The 16801-nt window shown below is 67.2% G+C and carries 13 protein-coding genes; 7 read left to right on the forward strand and 6 right to left on the reverse strand.

The window, feature by feature from the left end:
- The first annotated feature begins 21 nt into the window (after window positions 1–21).
- From OG394_RS26585 to OG394_RS26600, 4 genes are all read left to right on the forward strand, one after another.
- Window positions 22–1515 (forward strand): short-chain fatty acid transporter, encoded by a 1494-nt coding sequence (locus OG394_RS26585; RefSeq protein ID WP_328989807.1) that lies wholly within the window; start codon window positions 22–24, stop codon window positions 1513–1515.
- A gap of 120 nt (window positions 1516–1635) precedes the next feature.
- Complete coding sequence (locus OG394_RS26590) at window positions 1636–3867, forward strand: transglycosylase domain-containing protein (RefSeq protein ID WP_328989808.1); 2232 nt, start codon at window positions 1636–1638, stop codon at window positions 3865–3867.
- 64 nt (window positions 3868–3931) lie between these two features.
- On the forward strand, window positions 3932–5386 hold the full coding sequence (locus OG394_RS26595) for a glycosyltransferase family 87 protein (protein WP_328989809.1): 1455 nt from the start codon (window positions 3932–3934) through the stop codon (window positions 5384–5386).
- The gene (locus OG394_RS26600) at window positions 5361–6608 is read left to right on the forward strand and encodes a mannosyltransferase family protein (protein WP_328989811.1); all 1248 of its coding nucleotides are present in this window, start codon (window positions 5361–5363) and stop codon (window positions 6606–6608) included. The genes OG394_RS26595 and OG394_RS26600 overlap by 26 nt, the downstream gene beginning before the upstream one ends.
- Window positions 6609–6775: 167 nt before the next feature.
- On the opposite strand, the gene OG394_RS26605 is transcribed toward OG394_RS26600, so the two are convergent.
- The 3 genes from OG394_RS26605 to OG394_RS26615 form a co-directional block, all read right to left on the reverse strand.
- Entirely contained in the window at window positions 6776–10747 is a 3972-nt protein-coding gene (locus OG394_RS26605) for a GH92 family glycosyl hydrolase (protein ID WP_328989812.1), read from the reverse strand.
- A 290-nt stretch (window positions 10748–11037) separates the two neighbouring features.
- On the reverse strand, window positions 11038–11406 hold the full coding sequence (locus OG394_RS26610; protein ID WP_328989813.1) for a VOC family protein: 369 nt from the start codon (window positions 11404–11406) through the stop codon (window positions 11038–11040).
- 120 nt (window positions 11407–11526) lie between these two features.
- Window positions 11527–12258, reverse strand: coding sequence for a methyltransferase domain-containing protein (locus OG394_RS26615; protein ID WP_328989814.1), 732 nt, complete (start codon window positions 12256–12258; stop codon window positions 11527–11529).
- A 28-nt stretch (window positions 12259–12286) separates the two neighbouring features.
- Here OG394_RS26615 and OG394_RS26620 point away from each other — a divergent pair, with 28 nt between their 5' ends.
- The gene (locus OG394_RS26620) at window positions 12287–12676 is read left to right on the forward strand and encodes a MerR family transcriptional regulator (RefSeq protein WP_328989815.1); all 390 of its coding nucleotides are present in this window, start codon (window positions 12287–12289) and stop codon (window positions 12674–12676) included.
- A 43-nt stretch (window positions 12677–12719) separates the two neighbouring features.
- Here the strand turns inward: OG394_RS26620 and OG394_RS26625 are convergent, their stop codons facing one another.
- The 3 genes from OG394_RS26625 to OG394_RS26635 form a co-directional block, all read right to left on the reverse strand.
- Window positions 12720–13073: a hypothetical protein gene (locus tag OG394_RS26625; protein ID WP_328989816.1), complete on the reverse strand. Its 354-nt coding sequence runs from the start codon at window positions 13071–13073 to the stop codon at window positions 12720–12722.
- Window positions 13074–13232: 159 nt separating this feature from the next.
- The gene (locus OG394_RS26630; RefSeq protein ID WP_328989817.1) at window positions 13233–14234 is read right to left on the reverse strand and encodes an alanine racemase; all 1002 of its coding nucleotides are present in this window, start codon (window positions 14232–14234) and stop codon (window positions 13233–13235) included.
- Between the two features lie 6 nt (window positions 14235–14240).
- The gene (locus OG394_RS26635; RefSeq protein ID WP_328989818.1) at window positions 14241–15371 is read right to left on the reverse strand and encodes a lipid II:glycine glycyltransferase FemX; all 1131 of its coding nucleotides are present in this window, start codon (window positions 15369–15371) and stop codon (window positions 14241–14243) included.
- Between the two features lie 52 nt (window positions 15372–15423).
- Here OG394_RS26635 and OG394_RS26640 point away from each other — a divergent pair, with 52 nt between their 5' ends.
- Complete coding sequence (locus OG394_RS26640) at window positions 15424–16152, forward strand: SDR family NAD(P)-dependent oxidoreductase (protein ID WP_328989819.1); 729 nt, start codon at window positions 15424–15426, stop codon at window positions 16150–16152.
- 52 nt (window positions 16153–16204) lie between these two features.
- A complete protein-coding gene (aroQ, locus tag OG394_RS26645; RefSeq protein WP_328989820.1) occupies window positions 16205–16798 on the forward strand; it encodes a gamma subclass chorismate mutase AroQ in 594 nt (197 codons plus the stop codon).
- The last annotated feature ends 3 nt before the right edge of the window (window positions 16799–16801 follow it).

Consider the following 16801-nt stretch of genomic DNA (forward strand, 5'->3'; position numbering starts at 1 on the left):
GTGACTAGCCGGGAGCGCAGAGTGGCGGACCACGGGAAGCACGCGAAGCACGACGAGATCGAGGCGGAAGGACCTCTGGCGCGGGTGGCACTGCGATTCACCGCGTTCACCGAGAAGTGGTTGCCGGACGCGTTCGGTTTTGTGCTGGTCGGCACGTTCATCGTGCTGCTGTTCGGTCTGTTCACCGGTGAGCCCCTGCTGAAGCGCCCGGACGACCCGGCCGTCAGCAAGGGCATGGGCCTGGTCGACGCGTGGGGCCAGGGCTTCTGGAGCCTGATCACGTTCACCCTGCAGATGGCGATGATCATCATCGGCGGGTACGCCGTCGCCACGTCCGGCCCGGTGGCCCGGCTCATCGCGCGCCTGGCCCGCATCCCGAAGACGCCGCGCTCGGCGGTCGCGTTCGTGGCAGCCGTCGCCATGGTCGCGTCGTACCTGAACTGGGCCTTCAGTCTGATCTTCGCCGCCATCCTGGCCCGCGAGGTCGCCCGCAACGTGCCGAAGGCGGATTACCGCGCGCTCGGTGCGATGGCGTTCCTCGGGCTCGGCACGGTCTGGGCCCAGGGCCTGTCGGGCTCGGCCGCGCTCCAGGTGGCGAGTGCGAGCAGTAGCCCGGAGCCGGTGCAGGAGGTCATCCGCGAGAGCGGCAGGGTCAGCGGCTTGATCCCGTTGAGCGACACGATCTTCACCTGGCAGGCGCTGGCCGCGACGTTCCTGGTCTTCGTGGTCGGCGTCGGCATGGCCTGGCTGATGGCGCCGAGCGAGGCGAACGCCCGGACCGCGGAGCACCTCGGCATCGAGCTCCGGCCGCTCTTCGGGCGCGGATCGGCGTACAACGGCTCGGGCAAGGCCGATCCGGACAAGCCGCGGCGGCCGGGGGACTGGCTGGAGCACTCGCCCCTGTTCAGCCTGCTGATCGTGCTGCTGGGTGTGACTTACCTCATTCGGTACTTCTCCGGCAAGAACTTCTTCAGCGCGCTCGACCTCAACACGGTGAACCTGATCCTGTTCCTGCTGGCCATGTTGCTGCACTGGCGGCCGTGGCGGATGGCCCGGGCCGTGCGGGACGGAGCGCCCGCGGTGTCCGGCGTACTGCTTCAGTTCCCGCTGTACGGCGGCATCTTCGGCATGATCGCGTACACCGGCATCTCGGCCCGGCTGGCGGGGTGGCTCGTGCAGGCGTCTAACCAGTTCTTCTTCCCGCCACTGGTCGCGCTGTACTCCTGCATCCTGGGCGTTTTCGTGCCGAGTGGTGGCAGTAAGTGGGTCATCGAGGCGCCGTACGTGCTGGACGCGGCCAACCAGTTGAAGGTCGACGCCGGCTGGATGGTCGTCGTGTACGACCTCGGTGAGGCCAGCGCCAACCTGCTGCAGCCGTTCTGGATGTTGCCGACTCTGGCCGTCCTGGGGCTGAAGGCGCGGGACATCATGGGCTACACGTTCACCATGTTCCTCGCCTGTTTCCCGGCCGCCTTGATCGCGGTGACCCTACTCGCACCGCACGTGACGGGTTGATCGTGGCCACGGAGCGGAGCGGTACCATCCCGGCTGAGTGGTCGGTCAAGGACTGGGCATTACCACAGTCCCCGTACTCTGGGTCGCAATGACTTCAGCGAGATCGTCGAGGATTGCACCGTGAGTGAAGGTCGTAGGAAAGCAAAGCCGGTCAAGTCGCGCGCCAAGAAACATTGGGCGGTGCGGGTGGCCGGCTGGCTGACCGCAGCATTCCTGCTCGGCGTGATCGGCGCGGCGGCCGCGTTCTTCATCGGCTACGCGACCACGCCGATCCCGGACCCGAACAAGGAATTCGAGACCAACACTTCGACGGTCAAATACGCGACCGGCGAGACGATGGGCTCCTTCTTCGAGCAGAACCGGGAGTCGGTTCCGCTCAGCGGGATTCCGCAGCACGTGCAGGCGGCCGTCATCGCGGCCGAGGACCGTACTTTCTGGACGAACCCGGGCGTGTCACCATCCGCCATCGCGCGTGCGGCGATCAACATCGCCCGCGGCAAGCAACTCCAGGGTGGTTCGACCATCACCCAGCAGTACGTGAAGATCATGTACCTGACCCAGGAGCGGACCCTCTCCCGGAAGTACAAGGAACTTTTCATCGCGACCAAGCTCAGCCGCTCGGCCGACAAGAAGAAGATCCTCGAGGGCTACCTGAACACCATCTACTTTGGTGACGGTGCCTATGGCATCCAGGCCGCCGCGAAGACGTACTTCAGCAAGGACGTAACGGAGCTTTCAGCGAAGGAAGCCGCCTTCCTGGCCACCATCCTGAACAACCCGAGCCGATTCGACCCCTCGGATGGACCGGCCTCGCGTGACCGGGCGCTGAACCGCTATCGGTATGTGCTCGACGGCATGCTCCAGGCAGGCGTGATCAAGCAGATCCACTACAACGAGTACATCAAGAAGCTGCCGGAGTTGAAGAAGCAGCCGAAGAGCAACCGCTACAAGGGTTCTCAAGGCTTCCTCCTGCAGATGGCCAAGGAGGAACTCCAGGCTCGCGGATTCACGGCCGAGAAGATCAGCGGCGGCGGTCTCCGCGTAACGACCACCTTCAATCTCGAGCTCCAGAAGGATGCGATCAAGGCGGTCGCCGAAGAGCACCCGGAGAAGACCGACAACCTCTACATCGGTCTCGCCTCGGTGCGGCCGGGGACTGGCGAGCTGGTCGCGATGTACGGCGGTCCCGACTACCTGAAGAGCGCGCTCAACTGGGCCCGGCTGCGAGCCCGGCCGGGATCGGCTTTCAAGCCCTTCGCGGTCGCCGCGGCGCTGCAGGACGGCAAGAACTTCGAAGAGGAGTACCAGGGCGACAGCCCGATCGAGGTCCAGGGAGCGGAGTACGGCAACGAGTTCGGCGAGGACTACGGCGACGTCAACCTGCTGCAGGCCACGAAGAAGTCGATCAACACCGCGTTCTACGACCTGGTCGACAACAAGATGGAAGACGGCCCGGAGAAGCTCGTCAACGCCGCCGAGGCGGCCGGTATCCCGAAGACCCCGGTGCTCGAGGTCGCCCGGAAGAACCCGGCGACCGTGCTCGGCCCCGACCCGTACGCGTCGCCCGTGGAGATGGCCAACGCCTACGCGACCTTCGCCGCCGACGGCCGGTACGTGCCGGTGCACGTGATCAAGCAGGTTACGGATGCCAAAGGCAATATCCTCTTCAGCGCCGAGAAGGCCTACCCGGCCAAGCAGGCCTTCCCAACGGAAGTCGCGGTCCAGACCAGCTACGCCATGCAGCAGGTCGTGAAGAAGGGCGGCACCGGTACGGCCGCACGCGAGCTCGACCAGCCGGTCGCGGGCAAGACCGGCACCGCCGGTGGTGTCGCCCTGGAGCACCGCGCGGAGAACGCGAAGTGCGACGGCTGCCTGGACAACAAGGACACCCTCACCTCGTGGTGGGTCGGTTACACCAAGCACCTGTCGACCGCGGTCGTCTATCGCGCGGGCAAGACCAAGCTGCCCAGCGGCAACGTGATCATGGGTGAGGGCGACCTCGACCCGTACGACAAGTCCACCGAGGCGTTCTTCGGTGGAAAGTGGCCGCTGCGGACCTGGCTGGCCTTCATGGAGCCGGCGCACGAGGGCAAGGACGAGATCGAGTTCACGAAGCCGGACGGCGATCTGCCGCCGGTCGACCCGACTCCGACGCCTACCCCGACGCCCACGCCGACGCCAACCCCGACGCCCACACCGACGCCGACTCCGACGCTCTCCCCGACGCCGACGCAGACGGACGAGACCGAGACACCGGGCTCGCCGACGCCGACGAAGACCAAGACGCCCAAACCGCCGATCACCCTTCCGACCGGCCCACCAACGGAGACCGAACCTCCCCCGGAGGAGTAGTCCCGATGACCGATAAACCAGGGTGGGGCGGCGGTCGAACGGGTTTTGCGGCACGATGGGTGCCGTGCCACCACTGACCACGCCTGCCAAGACGGTTGTTTCGTCCGTTCATGAGCGCGACGCCGAGCAAGAGGCGCCGACCCAGGCCGATCCGTCGGTGGCCGGGCTGAGCGTCGGTCTCGGCGGTCCCGCCGGGCGATTCGGCCGCTTCGGGCGATCATGGTGGACGCCGCTGCGGATCGCGCTCGCCGTCTGCACGATCACGTTCGGTCTCGGGGTGCTGCAGAAGGCGCCCTGTATCGACGCGGGCTGGGACCGGCAGAACTGGCGGCCCTTCAAGGCGATGTGCTACTCCGACATCGGCTACCTCTACCAGGAGCGCGGGTTTGCCGTCGGCAACAAGCCGTTCCTCGACACCGGGCCCTACCCGGTGCTGGAGTATCCGGTGCTCACCGGCGCCTTCATGCAGGTCGCCGCCGAGCTCACCTGGCTGGTCACCGGCGACCCGAAGAACGACACCAACGACAAGCAGAAGCGCGATACCGCGGGCGTGTTCTTCGTGGTCAACATCGCGCTGCTGTTCGCGTGCGCGCTGATCCTGGTCGGGCTGACCGTGGCGACCGCGCGTGGCGTGGCCAGACGAGCAGGCGCGCCCCGGGGACAGCCCCTCGATGCCCTGTACGTCGCTGCCGCCCCCGCGCTGGCCGTGACGTCGACGATCAACTGGGACCTCTTCGCGGTGGCCCTCACGGCGGGCGCGATGTGGGCCTGGGCGAAGGGGAAGCCGATCTGGTTCGGCGTCCTGCTCGGTCTGGGTACCGCCGCGAAGTTCTACCCGTTCCTACTGCTCGGGCCGCTGCTCATCCTGTGTCTGCGCTCCCGCAAGCTCAACGCGTGGGTCCAGGCGACACTGGCCGCCGTCGTCGCCTGGGGCGTCGTGAACGCGCCGATCTACCTGCTGGCGAAGGCCGAGTGGATGTCCTTCTGGACGTTCAACGACGAGCGCAAGAGCGACTACGGCTCAATCTGGTACGTGCTCAAGCTGGCCGAGCGTGAGGTCGCTGACGTCAACCAGCTCAGCATGGTCATCTTCGCCGGGATGTGCGTCTCGATCTGCATCCTGGGCTTTATGGCGCCACAGCGGCCGCGGTTCGCCCAGCTGGCCCTGCTGACCATTGCGGCGTTCCTGCTCGTCAACAAGGTCTACTCCCCGCAGTACGTGCTGTGGCTGCTGCCGCTGGTCGCACTGGCTCGGCCGCGTCTGCGCGACTGGTTGATCTGGCAAGCCTGTGAGGTCTTCTACTGGGCGATGGTCTGGTTGCACCTCGCAGGGTTCCTAGCGCCTGGACAAAGCGAGAACCCGGACAAGATCTACTGGTTCTCCGTGATCGTCCGACTGGCCGGGACCATGTGGCTGATGCTCGTAGTGACCAGGGACATCCTGCAGCCGGAGCACGACCCAGTACGGCGCGGAGGCCTCGTCGACGACCCAGGTGGCGGTGTACTCGTTCGTGCATGACGAGCCGACCGGGCCACGGGGGGACACGGGGAACGGCATACGACGGGGGACAGCGCGTAGGGCGGCAAGACGGTCCAAGCGCGGCCTGCTGAGTTGGTGGCAGGACATCCGGCCAGAGCTGGTCGTCCGGGAAACGCTCGCGTGGTGGCTCATCACCCGCGTCGGCATCTTCCTGATCTCGATCTCGGCTCCACTGCTCTACAACCGCGACGAGAACTACCCGAGCGTCTGGCGTGCCTGGATGCAATGGGACGTCTGGCACTTCAAGGCCATCGCGGAGTACGGCTACGCCAACGGTGAACCCAGTGGGGCACCACTGGCCGCGTTCTTCCCGGGACTGCCGGTGCTGATGCGAGCAGTCGGCTGGACCGGTATCGGCCCGGTCGCCGGCGGAATCGTCGTCTCGCTGGTCGCAAGCGCTGTCGCGGGTGTAGCGATCGCCCGGCTCGCTCAGCACGAGTTCAGCCGGTACGGCGAGAAGATCGGGCCGACCGCCGCCCTCGTCTGGTTCACCGCCCCGGTGGCGGTCTTTCTGGCCGCTCCGTACACCGAGGCCCTCTTCTGCGCCCTGGCCTTCCCCGGCTGGCTGGCCGCGCGGCAGGGCCGGTGGGCGCGGGCGGCGGTACTGGTCGCACTGGCCTGCACTGTCCGGGTCTCGGGCGTATTCCTCGCCGCGGCCCTGGTGGTCGAGTTCCTGACCTCGCGGAAGCGGGAGTGGCACTCGGCGCCCTGGCTGCTTCTGCCCGCACTGCCGGTCATCGGGTTCATGGCGTATCTACGCGGTATCCACGGCACCTGGTTCGCCTGGCAGGACGCGCAGGAGAAGGGTTGGGCCCGGGAGTTCACGATGCCGTGGACCGCTCTCGACCACACGATCGAAGCCGCGACCACAGGCTTCTTCGCCGCGGCCCGGAGCGACTGGACCTGGATGTTCCGGGCGGAGCTCGTCACGCTGCTGGTCGGACTGGCCCTGCTCGGCTGGTTGCTCTGGCGCCGCTCGTGGGGCGAGGCCGTCTGGATCGTCGCGACCCTCGGCGGGTTCGCCACGTCGTACTGGTTCTTCTCGCTGACCCGGGCCACGTTGTTGTGGTGGCCGCTGTGGATCGGCCTGGCCGTCCTGATCCACCGACGACCCTGGCTGGGCCGGATCTACCTCGGCCTGGCCATACCCCTCGCCGTACTCTGGGCCTCCGCGTTTTTCACCGGTCGCTGGGCCGGCTAGCGCGGGCTGAAAAGAAAGTTTGAAATCGGAGGCAACCCACTCCGGCGAACCCACGTCTGTCTGGGTGGATGGGGTGGCGGTCGGGCGGGACCGGCCACCCCTTCCTCACTTCCGGGCGTCCGGGAGAACCGCTCTGGGGCCGGCTCTCCCGTACGCCCGATCTTTAGTTACCCGAAGTTCCGGTCAATCGACTGCGAAGGCGTGGGCTCCGGCCGTGCCTCCAGGACCTTCTCGGACGGGTGCGTGCCGGCCTGGACGCCCTTCAGCGTGCCGAGCAGTTCGACCTCGGCGAGCGTCACTCCGGTCTCACCCGCGGCCGGCGTGAGCACCAGCCGGTACTGCGTGAACGCCTTCGGCGCGGCCACCGCGAACGAGCGGGTGTAGTTGGCGAACGCCCACTTCTCACCCGAGCGCTTGTCCACGTCGGTCCAGCTCGTGCCGTCGTTCGACCCCTGCAGAGTCCAGCCCGCCGGCGGTGCACCGGTCAAGCCGTTCGTCAGGGTGTACATCGCGACCGGACGACCCTGGGCCAGCTTGACGTCGATCGTCGGCGCGGAACCGGTCAGCGTGACCTCGGTCTTCGAGTCGTTGTCGACCAGCTTGGCGACGTCCCCGGCGGCACTGGTGACGACGGCTCCGGTGTCGGTGGTGGAGTCGTGCCAGGTCATCGGGTCCTCGCCCGGCTTGGTGATCGACGGCGGCGCGTCCTGGCGGCCCGTACCCCAGGAGCTGGGCGTCGAGGTCATGTCGAAGTCGATCCGGCCGCCCTTGGCGAGCAGGTCGTGCGGCAGCGCGGTGGAGGTCCACTTCTTGCCGTTGACCTGGACACCATTGACGTACACGTTGGTCTTGCTGTTCTTCGGGGCGTTGATGACCAGCGTCTTGCCGCCGCCGAGCTTCAGCGTCGCCTTGGTGAACAGCGGCGAGCCGATCGCGTACGACGGGCTGCCGACCTGCAGCGGGTAGAACCCGAGCATGCTGAACAGGTACCACGCGGACATCTCACCGTTGTCCTCGTCGCCCGGGTAGCCCTGGCCGATCTCGGAACCCAGGTAGAGCCGGTCCAGCACCTCACGGACCTTCTCCTGCGTCTTCGACGGCTGACCGGCGAAGTTGTACATGTACGGGATGTGGTGCGACGGCTGGTTGCTGTGGCCGTACTGGCCCATGCGAACGTCCCGCGCCTCGAGCATCTCGTGGATCGTGCCGCCGTAGTGACCGGGGAACGTCGCCGTCTCGGGTGTCGCGAAGAACTCGTCCAGCTTCTTCGCCAGACCCTCACGGCCGCCGTACACCGCAGCCAGGCCGGCACCGTCTTGCGGAGCCGAGAAGGCCATGTTCCAGGCGTTGGTCTCGGTGAAGTCGCCACCCCAGTCGCGCGGGTCGAACGTGCTCGGCGACTCGCGCCAGACTCCGACGGCGTCCTTGCCCTGGAAGAAGTTCACGGCCGGGTCGAACAGGCCGACGTAGTTCCGGGCCCGGTTCAGGTAGTACTTGTAGTTGTCCAGGTACTCCTGCTTGCGCGGGTCGTTCTTCGTCGCCTTGTCGTACAGCGCCTTCGACATGTTCGCGATGCCGTAGTCGTTGACGTAACCGTCCATCGACCAGCTGAAGCCCTCCGACGTGGAGGTGGCGGTGTAACCGAGGAACGGCGACAGGTTCAGGCCCTTGCGTCCGACGTTGTCCGTCGGGGGACGGGCTGCCGCGTTCTTCAGCGAAGCGTCGTACGCCGCCTGGACGTCGAGACCCGGCACGCCCTTCAGGTACGCGTCGGCGAAGGCCACGTCCGAGCTGGTGCCGACCATCAGGTTGGCGTAGCCCGGCGAGGACCAGCGCGAGATCCAGCCGCCATCCTTGTACTGCTGGACGAATCCGTTCACGAGCTCGGTGGCGGTCTCAGGCGCGAACAGCGAGTACGCCGGCCAGACCGTTCGGTAGGTGTCCCAGAAGCCGTTGTTGACGTACATCTTGCCGGGCACGATCTTCGACCCGGTCTCGGTCGGAGTATCCGTGCCGACCTTGGGCGAGACCGGCGAGGCGTACGTGTAGACGGGCTTGTCGACCGTGCCAGTGTTCTCGAAACCACTGTTCGGGTAGAGGAACAGCCGGTAGAGGTTCGAGTAGAGCGTGGTCAGCTGGTCCGCGCTCGCGCCCTCGACCTCGATGATGCCGAGCCGCTTGTCCCAGGCCTGCTGCGCGGCCGTCTTGACCTTGTCGAACGTGGTGCCGACGACCTCCTGCTCCAGGTTCTTTTTGGCCTGGGCGGTGCCGATCAGCGAGGTCGCCATGCGCAGGTGGACCTGCTTGACCGACGGGGCGAACTTGAGGAAGCCACCGACGTTCGCGCCGCCGCCATTCGTGAGCTTGCCGCTCGACGCGACGGGCTGGTCGACGACGCCGTACACGAAGAGCCGGCCGGCTCCGGTGGACAGGCCGCTCTTGACGTCGCTGTACCCGGTTACGACGCCGGTGGCCGGGTCGAGGGTCAGACCGCCTTCGTTGCTGACGTTGTCGAAGACCAGCGAACCGTTGCCCTGGGCAAACGAAAAACGCAGGATCGCGGCGTGGTCGGTGGGTGCGAGCTCGACCTTGTTGCCGTTGTCGAAGTCGACGCCGTAGTAGTACGGCTTGGCGATCTCGTTCTCGTGGCTGAAGGACCAGGCCCGGGCCGCGCGGTTCGCGGTCGGCGCGTCCGCGATCGACGGCATCACCTGGAACGTCTGCCGATCGCCCATCCACGGGCTCGGTTCATGGCTGATCGAGAACGCCTGGAGCTCCGGGCGGTTCTGCTCGTTGTTGGCCTTCGCGTACTCGTAGAGCCAGGAGCGCGAACCGGCGTTCGTGACCGGCGTCCAGAAGTTGAAGCCGTGCGGTACGGCGGTCGCCGGGAAGTTGTTGCCCCGGGAGAAGCCGCCGGTGGAGTTCGTACCGCGGGTGGTGATGGCCAGGTCCGACGGGTGCTTGGCAGCCGCCGTGGTGGCCGCGGTGGTGTCGGCGGCGGCGTTCGCGACCGAGCTGATCGCGATGTCGTCGATCCAGCCGCGGAAGTCCGCCGGGCCGGTCGGCTTGTCGTAGCCGACGAGCACGCTCTCGATCGTCTTACCCGCGGCAACCTTGCCGATCGCGGCCTCGATGTTGTTCCACTGGTTGGTGGAAAGACCCTTGGCGTCGCCCTGACCACGCGGGCTGAGACCGAAGCCATGGTGGTCCTTGGCCTTCAGGTCGCTCAGGTACGTCCCGTCCGTGAACTTGAGGTCCACTGCCGCGTAGGTGCTCGGGTACGTCAGATCACCTTCGACGTGTTCCGGGAAGATCTTGTACGTCAGGTTGCTCGTCGTGCCGACCTTGAGGTTGACGTCGAGGATCTTGTTCCAGGTGTAGCCCCGGCCCTCGGCAGTCTGGTGTCCGGCGTACCGGAACGAGTGGACGCCAGTGAAGCCAGTGCGGGCTCTGGCGTTGTAGGCGCTCGTCGGGCCGGAGTCCAGCCGGGACTCGACAGTCTTACCCGGAGGCGGCAGCGGCGCGCCGTTCGACAAGGTGACGTCGGCGAGCTGCACGATGCCGTCGCCGTGGTTCTTGGTGATGTCCAGCCGGAAGAACCTGTACGCCGTCTCGTTGGTGAACTCGTAGACCTTGGTCTGGAAGCGCTCCGGGAAGTCCTCACCGGTGCGGCTGTCCAGGTTGGTCCACGTCGTACCGTCGGCCGAACCCTGCAGCGTCCAGTCCTGCGGGTCACGGCCGTCAGCGTCGTTCGCAGACGTCAGTGCGTACTTGCGGATCGTCACGGCCTCGGACAGCTCGAATCGCAGCCATCCGGTCGGCTCGAACACGAGCCACTTGGTGAACTTGTCCCCGTCCGCGACATTCGCGGCGATTTCACCGGCACCGGTGTTCTCGCCGTTCGCCGTGACCGCGGTGACCTTGTCCATCTCGCTGCCGCCGATACCGGTCGGCGTCGGACCTTCCACCCCGCCGGCGCCCTTGCCGGTGTCAACGGTGTCAGCGGGCCCCGGCTGCGGGTCGCCCGGCTCGAACGAGGTGAAGAAGCTCGCGCGCGCCGCCGAGGCGGATTGCGGCGCGGTGGCTTTCTGGGGAGCCGCTTGAGCGGCAGCCGAGCGGGCGGCGCTTGCTGAAGTCATAGGAGACATTGTCACAACAAGCCCAACGGAAGTGATGAGCACCAGCGGGCGGCGGAAGAGCATCGACCAACTCCTTGTCCTCATGAACGGCCAAGTACGCGGCCCCGATGACAAGGTTGTCAGCACGCGTCGGGGTGATCCTGCCCATCACCCTCACCCGCGGTCAAGGCTTCGTCGCGCAGTGTCCCACTGGTGTCACCCTCACCATCCCGCACCAAGCCCCAGCCCTGCCCGAAACACGCCGACACTCAGAACAGGCCCGCCCACGCTCAAAATGGGCCCGCCGATGCTCAGAACAGGCAGAAGATGTGCCCGTCAGGATCCGCCAGCACGCGAACGTCGTCCTGGGGTTGCCACGGCATCACCTTGGCGCCGAGCTCGACCGCGCGCCGTTCGGCCTCGCCGAGGTCGTCCGCGTGCAGGTCGAGATGCGTCATCATCTGCTGCCGATCAACCTCACTCGGCCAGCTCGGCGGCCGGTACTTCGGCTCCAGCTGGAACGACAGGTGTGACCCGCCGCCCGGTGGGTGCAGCGTCACCCAGGTCTCGCCGTTGTCCCTGATCTCCCACCCGAGCAGCTGCCGGTAGAAGTCGGCCAGCCGCCGAGGATCCGGCGAATCCAGCACGACCGCACGGAACTCGACACCCACGTCACTCATCCGTCACCTCCACGATCCGGCGTCCACCGGTCGAGGTACCCGACGACGGCTCACCTACCCGCGGAGCAGGCCGGGTCACTCCCGCACCTTTTCTTGTTCACTCGTGAAAAAGAAAGGGGGTCAGCGGGTGGCGGCGGCTAGGAAGGTGGGGCAGGCCGCGAGGAAGTGGCCCGAGCGACCGCGCTCCGTCTGGTCCGCGAGCCAGGCGCCGGCGTCCTCGGTGGTGATGAGGCTGGCCTTGACCGCCGCGTCCGCCGCCGCCGCGAGTCGGCCTGCCATCACGTCGAAGTCGGTCACCACATCGGTCTGTACGACGGTCTCGACGTCGCGGAAGCCGTGGTCCACCAGCAGATTGCGCAGACCCCGGCCGGCGCGCGGGGAGACCGAGGCCGACTCCAGTCCGAGTAGTACGACGTCCGTGAGGTCCTGGTCGGCCGCGTCCATCGCGATGAACCCGTAGTCATGCCCGACCAGCACGATCCGCCCACCCGGCCGCAACACCCTGCGCGCCTCGGCCAGCGTCGGCTCGGGATCTGCCAGCAGATGGAACAACCGGGACGCGCGATACCCGTCCACCGAGGCGTCCGCGAGCGGCAGGCGTTCCGACGTACCGGCATGAAAGGTCGCACCCGGCGCGCGCTCGCGGGCGACCTCGAGCGCATCCGCGTCCGGGTCCACGCCGGTCACGACCAGGCCGAGCGCGACCAGTTCGGCGGCGGCATGGCCCGCGCCCGACCCGACGTCCACGACGATCTGCCCCGGGCTCAGGCCCAGCAAGCGGTAGGACTCGGCCCGCAATTCCGCGGCGCCGGCCGTCTCCTCGATCCGATCCAGGAAAGCCACATTGACCATGTCGTCCACCGTGCAACTTAATGTCCACATGAAGTCAACCGACCTCACCATCGGCGACCTCGCCGCCCGCTTCGGCCTCGCCACCCACGTACTGCGGCACTGGGAATCCGAGGGCCTGCTCACCCCCAGCCGTCGCGTCGGCAACCAGCGCCGGTACGACGCCGCGGCGGTCGACCGCGTCGCCGTCATCCTCCGCGCGAAGAAGGCCGGCCTGTCGCTGGACCGGATGCGCCGAGTCCTCACCGGCGGCCTCGCCGAACGCCGTACCGTGCTCAAAACCCAGTACGACGACCTGGTCGCCCAGATCGCCGAGGCTCAAGCTGCGCTGGCCATGCTCGACCACGCCCTCGCCTGCCGCGCCGACCCGCTCGAGTCCTGCCCGCACTTCCGCCAACTGGCCCAAGCCCCGGCCACGTGAGCAAGAGCGAAGGCGGTGAGCAGGGACTCACCGCCAACCGGCATCAGCCCGCGTAGCCGAGGCTCCAGAAGAGGTTGACCGGGCCCTCGGTGCCGGACGGGAAATCGTTGAAACGACCCGTGCAGTTGGTGCCGGACCAGGCGCGCTGCGGCCATGCCGACCGGTTCCGAAGGTAGTCGTACGCCGTCCGGGTCTGGCCGCTGCACCCGCTCGGGGAGGACGGCCAGAGGTCGTGGATCAGCGTGCCGGCCCGGTAGAGGCACACCTCGCCGCTCTCACAAACACCGTTGCCGATGCCCGTCGTACCGGCGTTGGCGGGCATCGTGCTGACGGTGGCACCGGCGACCAGGGCCGCCGTACCGGCGAGGGTGGCTGCGAGCTTGCGTCGGAAGGTCATGGGCTCTCCGTTCGTTCTGCCCGGCTTGTTCCGGGCTGGGAGAACCGAACGTAGGCAGCGGCAAGCGCCCGCCAAACCGCTTCGGCCAGGACCGAAACGATCGCTTGAAAAGGCGCGCTTCCGGTCTCGGCCTTCGACGAGGATCGAAGGCCGAGCCGGTCAGTCCATCACGATCTGGTCGAACAGGGTGGTGGTGAAGCGGACGTCGACGCCGACCTCGTCGCCGATGTGTGGCGGTGTGACCGATGACGGCAGGTAGAGCATGCTCGCCTGCATGTGCGGCGGCTCGGCGAACCAGCGCTGCTTGCCGTCTATCGTGAACGGCGACAACGCCATTCCGGCCGCGTCCAGACCACCCTTGGCGAGCGCGATCGTGCGCTGCCGGACGGTCGCCGCCGCGGTCGGCGCCTCCATCCCGACACCGTGCGCGGTGCCACCGGAGACGACCAGGATGTGCCCGTCACCTGCGACCCGGCGCTGCCGATAACCGACGCGCTCGCCACGACGTACCGAGTGCACATCGAGCACGGTCGCCCGCACGGTCAGCGCACCACGGTCGCCGAGCCATAGGCCGGTGCCCATCCGGAGCCGCACGTTCTCGCCGATATCGCCGAGCTTGGTCGCCGGTACGTGCGAGACCCAGAGGGGTCCCTTGCGTACGGCGTTCGCCTGGCGGCCGAGCTCGGCGGCCTCGCGGATGTTCGCCGCGTAACCACCGGCGCCCATCGGGAAGTGCAGGGACCAGCCTTCGAAACGGACCCGGTCCAGCGAGCTCATCAGCATCGAGTGCCGTAGTTCGCGGGCGCCGATCCCGTGCCGGCGCATCGAGGTCTGCACCTCGACGACAACGCGGCTGCGGGCCGGGATCGAGACCAGGTCGGCCAGCCGGCTGACGGTGTGGATCACGTTCGGGCCGACCTGCGTGCGCACGAAAGGGCGCCACGGGGTCAGGACGACCACTTCGGCCTGCGGGTCGCTCGGGACTTCTTCATAGGTACCGACGGCCACCGTCTTGGCGCCGAGGGCGGCTGCTTCGGCCAGCAGTCGGGCATTGCCGACGCCGTAGCCGTTACCTTTCGCGACCGGCACGATGGACTCGTTCCACGTGGAACGTAAATGCTCGCGCCACCGAGCCTGGTCGATGTGCAGAGTCAGGGGCATGTCAGGTCATCGCCGTCTCATGTAGAGGTCGAATGCGGTGTAGAGCGGCTTGTTCAACGGCAGATCCCACTCACCGACGTACTCGACGGCTTCGCCGCCGGTGCCGACCTTGAACTGGATCAGCCCGACGTGCGGGTCGTCCGGATCCAAGGTGTCGGTGATGCCCCGTAGGTCGTACACAGTGGCGCCGGACTCGAGCGCGTCCGACATCATCCGCCACTGGATGGCGTTGGATCCACGCACATCCCGTTTGGCGGTCGAGCTGGCTCCATAGGAGTACCACGAGTGCCGGCCCACTCTGATCCAGATCGTGCTCGCGACCAGATCGCCTTCGTGGTGGGCGTTGTAGAGCCGGAAGTCGCAACAGCCATGCGGCTGGGTCGTGAGCGCCTCGTACATCTTCACGAAGTACGGCAGCGGCCGCGGCGTGAAGTGATCCCGCTCGGCCGTCTCGACGTACAACGCGTGGAACGCCTTCAGGTCCTCGGCCGTACCGAGGCTGACCTCGACGCCCAGCTTGTCGGCCTTCTTGATGTTGCGCCGCCACAACTGGTTCATGCCCTTGAGTACGTCATCGGGCGTCTTACCGCCGAGAGGCACCTGGAACACGAACTGCGGCTGCCCGGCGGCGAAGCCCTCGCCGACGCGCGGAGCCTTCCAGCCGAGGGCGTGCAGCTGCGCGATCACGGTGGCGCCGGACGGCTCGATCACGTCGGGCCGGACATCACCGAGGCGCGGCTGCTGACCACTGGCGATCGCGTCCTTGATCGTCTTCGCGGACCAGCGCCGGGTCGCGACCGGCGGACCCATCCGCAGGCCGAAAGCCCCTTGTTCCTTGCAGTGTTCGGCCAGTGGGCGCAGGTAGCGGCCGACGTCGATCGCGTCCCAGTCGATCACCGGGCCCTCGGGCAGATAGGCGAGATAACGCTTCACCTTCGGCATCTGCCGGTAGAGCACCAGCGCCGAGCCGAGCAGCTCAGCGGGATTGGCCGGATCGAACCAGCCGAGCGACTCCGCTTTCCACTCGCCCTTCACCGCCGCCCAGCCAGGGGTCTGCAGGAAGCTCGCCGACGGGCGCGACGCGATGAACGCCGCGTGATCGTCGGTGGAGATGGGCCGGATCAACAAGTCACTCACGGTGCGCCAGGTTACCGGCCCACGCTCAATCGCCCGAACTAGGCTGGGTCGAATGAGCTTCGTCGCGCTGGTCACGGGTTCCACGTCGGGTATTGGCGCGGCTACAGCGCGTCGTCTCGCGGCCGATGGTTTGACCGTCGTCATCCATTCCCGCAGCAGTGTCGAAGCCGGCCAGGCGCTGGCCGATGAGCTTGGTGGAAGCTACGTCCAGGCCGACCTCGGCGTGGACGCGGAGGCCACCGGTTTGGTCGAGCAGACTCTCGCTCGGCATGGCCGGCTCGACGTACTCGTGAACAACGCGGGCATCAGCTGGCCCGTCCCTCATGCCGATCTCGACGCGTTGAGTGCTGCCGATTGGCGCCGGCTGCTCGACGTGAACCTCATCGCGCCCTGGCTGCTCTGTACGGCGGCCCTTCCGGCGCTGCGCGCTTCCGATCGCCCGGGCGGTGGCGCGATCGTCAACGTCACCAGCCATGCGGGCGTCCGGCCGAAGGGCAGCTCGATCGCGTACGCCGCAAGTAAGGCCGCGCTCAACCACATGACCAAGCTGCTCGCCGCCGCGCTTGGACCTGCAGTGCGGGTCAACGCGGTAGCGCCCGGACTGGTGGATACGCCGCTCACCAAAGACTGGACCGAGGCCCACGAACTCTGGAACTCGCAAAGCCCCATGCGCCGTCCGGCCCAGCCCTCCGACGTGGCAGACCTAGTGGCCGCCGTACTAGCTAATACGTACCTGACGGGTGAGGTGATCTTGCTGGACGGTGGGCTGAACCTTCGGTGAGTACGGCGTGCCTTGGGCGCGTACTGGTGGTTCCGGCTGGTTTGCTCGGGTTATGCGTCTACTAGTACGTGCTGCCGCGGTTGCCGTGTCTTTGGCGCTCATGCCCGTCTTGCCGGCTGACGCGACCACGGCCCGGTACGACGTACAGGTGGTGCCGGGTGGTCCGCTGTTGCCGTTCACGCGTGCTGCGGCGGATCGGGTGTTGCTCGCGGACAAGGTGGCCGCGGCGAAGTACGGCACGCCGGCGCCGATCGACGATCCGGTGCGGGAGAAGGCGATTCTCGAGGCGGTGGCGGCGAAATCGCGGGAGTGGGGGATCGACCCGGAGGCGTCGGTACGGATCTTCCGCGACCAGATCGAGGCCAAGAAGGTGGTCCAGCGGGAGTGGTATCGCCGGTGGGACTCGGGTCAGGCCGAGCCGCCGGCCGAACGACCCGATCTCGGCCAAATCCGTCCGCTGATCGACAAGCTCAACGCCGTACTGCTCGACGAAATCCGCCTCACGGTCGACGTCCGGGCGCGACCGTCATGCGTCACCAAGCAGACGCGTGCCTACGTCGCGGTGGTGGTTGAGAAGCGGCTCGACCCGTTACACGCGACCGCGCTGGCCCGGGCGCTGACGTCGTTGTGCGCGATGCTGCGATAACGT

The sequence above is a fragment of the Kribbella sp. NBC_01245 genome, from assembly GCF_036226525.1.
Classification (GTDB): Bacteria; Actinomycetota; Actinomycetes; order Propionibacteriales; family Kribbellaceae; genus Kribbella.

Coding starts and splice junctions, on each gene's coding strand:
- OG394_RS26625 (WP_328989816.1), bottom strand. CDS start 13,073: ATGACCTTCCGACGCAAGCTCGCAGCCACCCTCGCCGGTACGGCGGCC.
- OG394_RS26610 (WP_328989813.1), bottom strand. CDS start 11,406: ATGAGTGACGTGGGTGTCGAGTTCCGTGCGGTCGTGCTGGATTCGCCG.
- OG394_RS26640 (WP_328989819.1), top strand. CDS start 15,424: ATGAGCTTCGTCGCGCTGGTCACGGGTTCCACGTCGGGTATTGGCGCG.
- OG394_RS26620 (WP_328989815.1), top strand. CDS start 12,287: ATGAAGTCAACCGACCTCACCATCGGCGACCTCGCCGCCCGCTTCGGC.
- OG394_RS26615 (WP_328989814.1), bottom strand. CDS start 12,258: ATGGTCAATGTGGCTTTCCTGGATCGGATCGAGGAGACGGCCGGCGCC.
- aroQ (WP_328989820.1), top strand. CDS start 16,205: ATGCGTCTACTAGTACGTGCTGCCGCGGTTGCCGTGTCTTTGGCGCTC.
- OG394_RS26630 (WP_328989817.1), bottom strand. CDS start 14,234: ATGCCCCTGACTCTGCACATCGACCAGGCTCGGTGGCGCGAGCATTTA.
- OG394_RS26605 (WP_328989812.1), bottom strand. CDS start 10,747: ATGACTTCAGCAAGCGCCGCCCGCTCGGCTGCCGCTCAAGCGGCTCCC.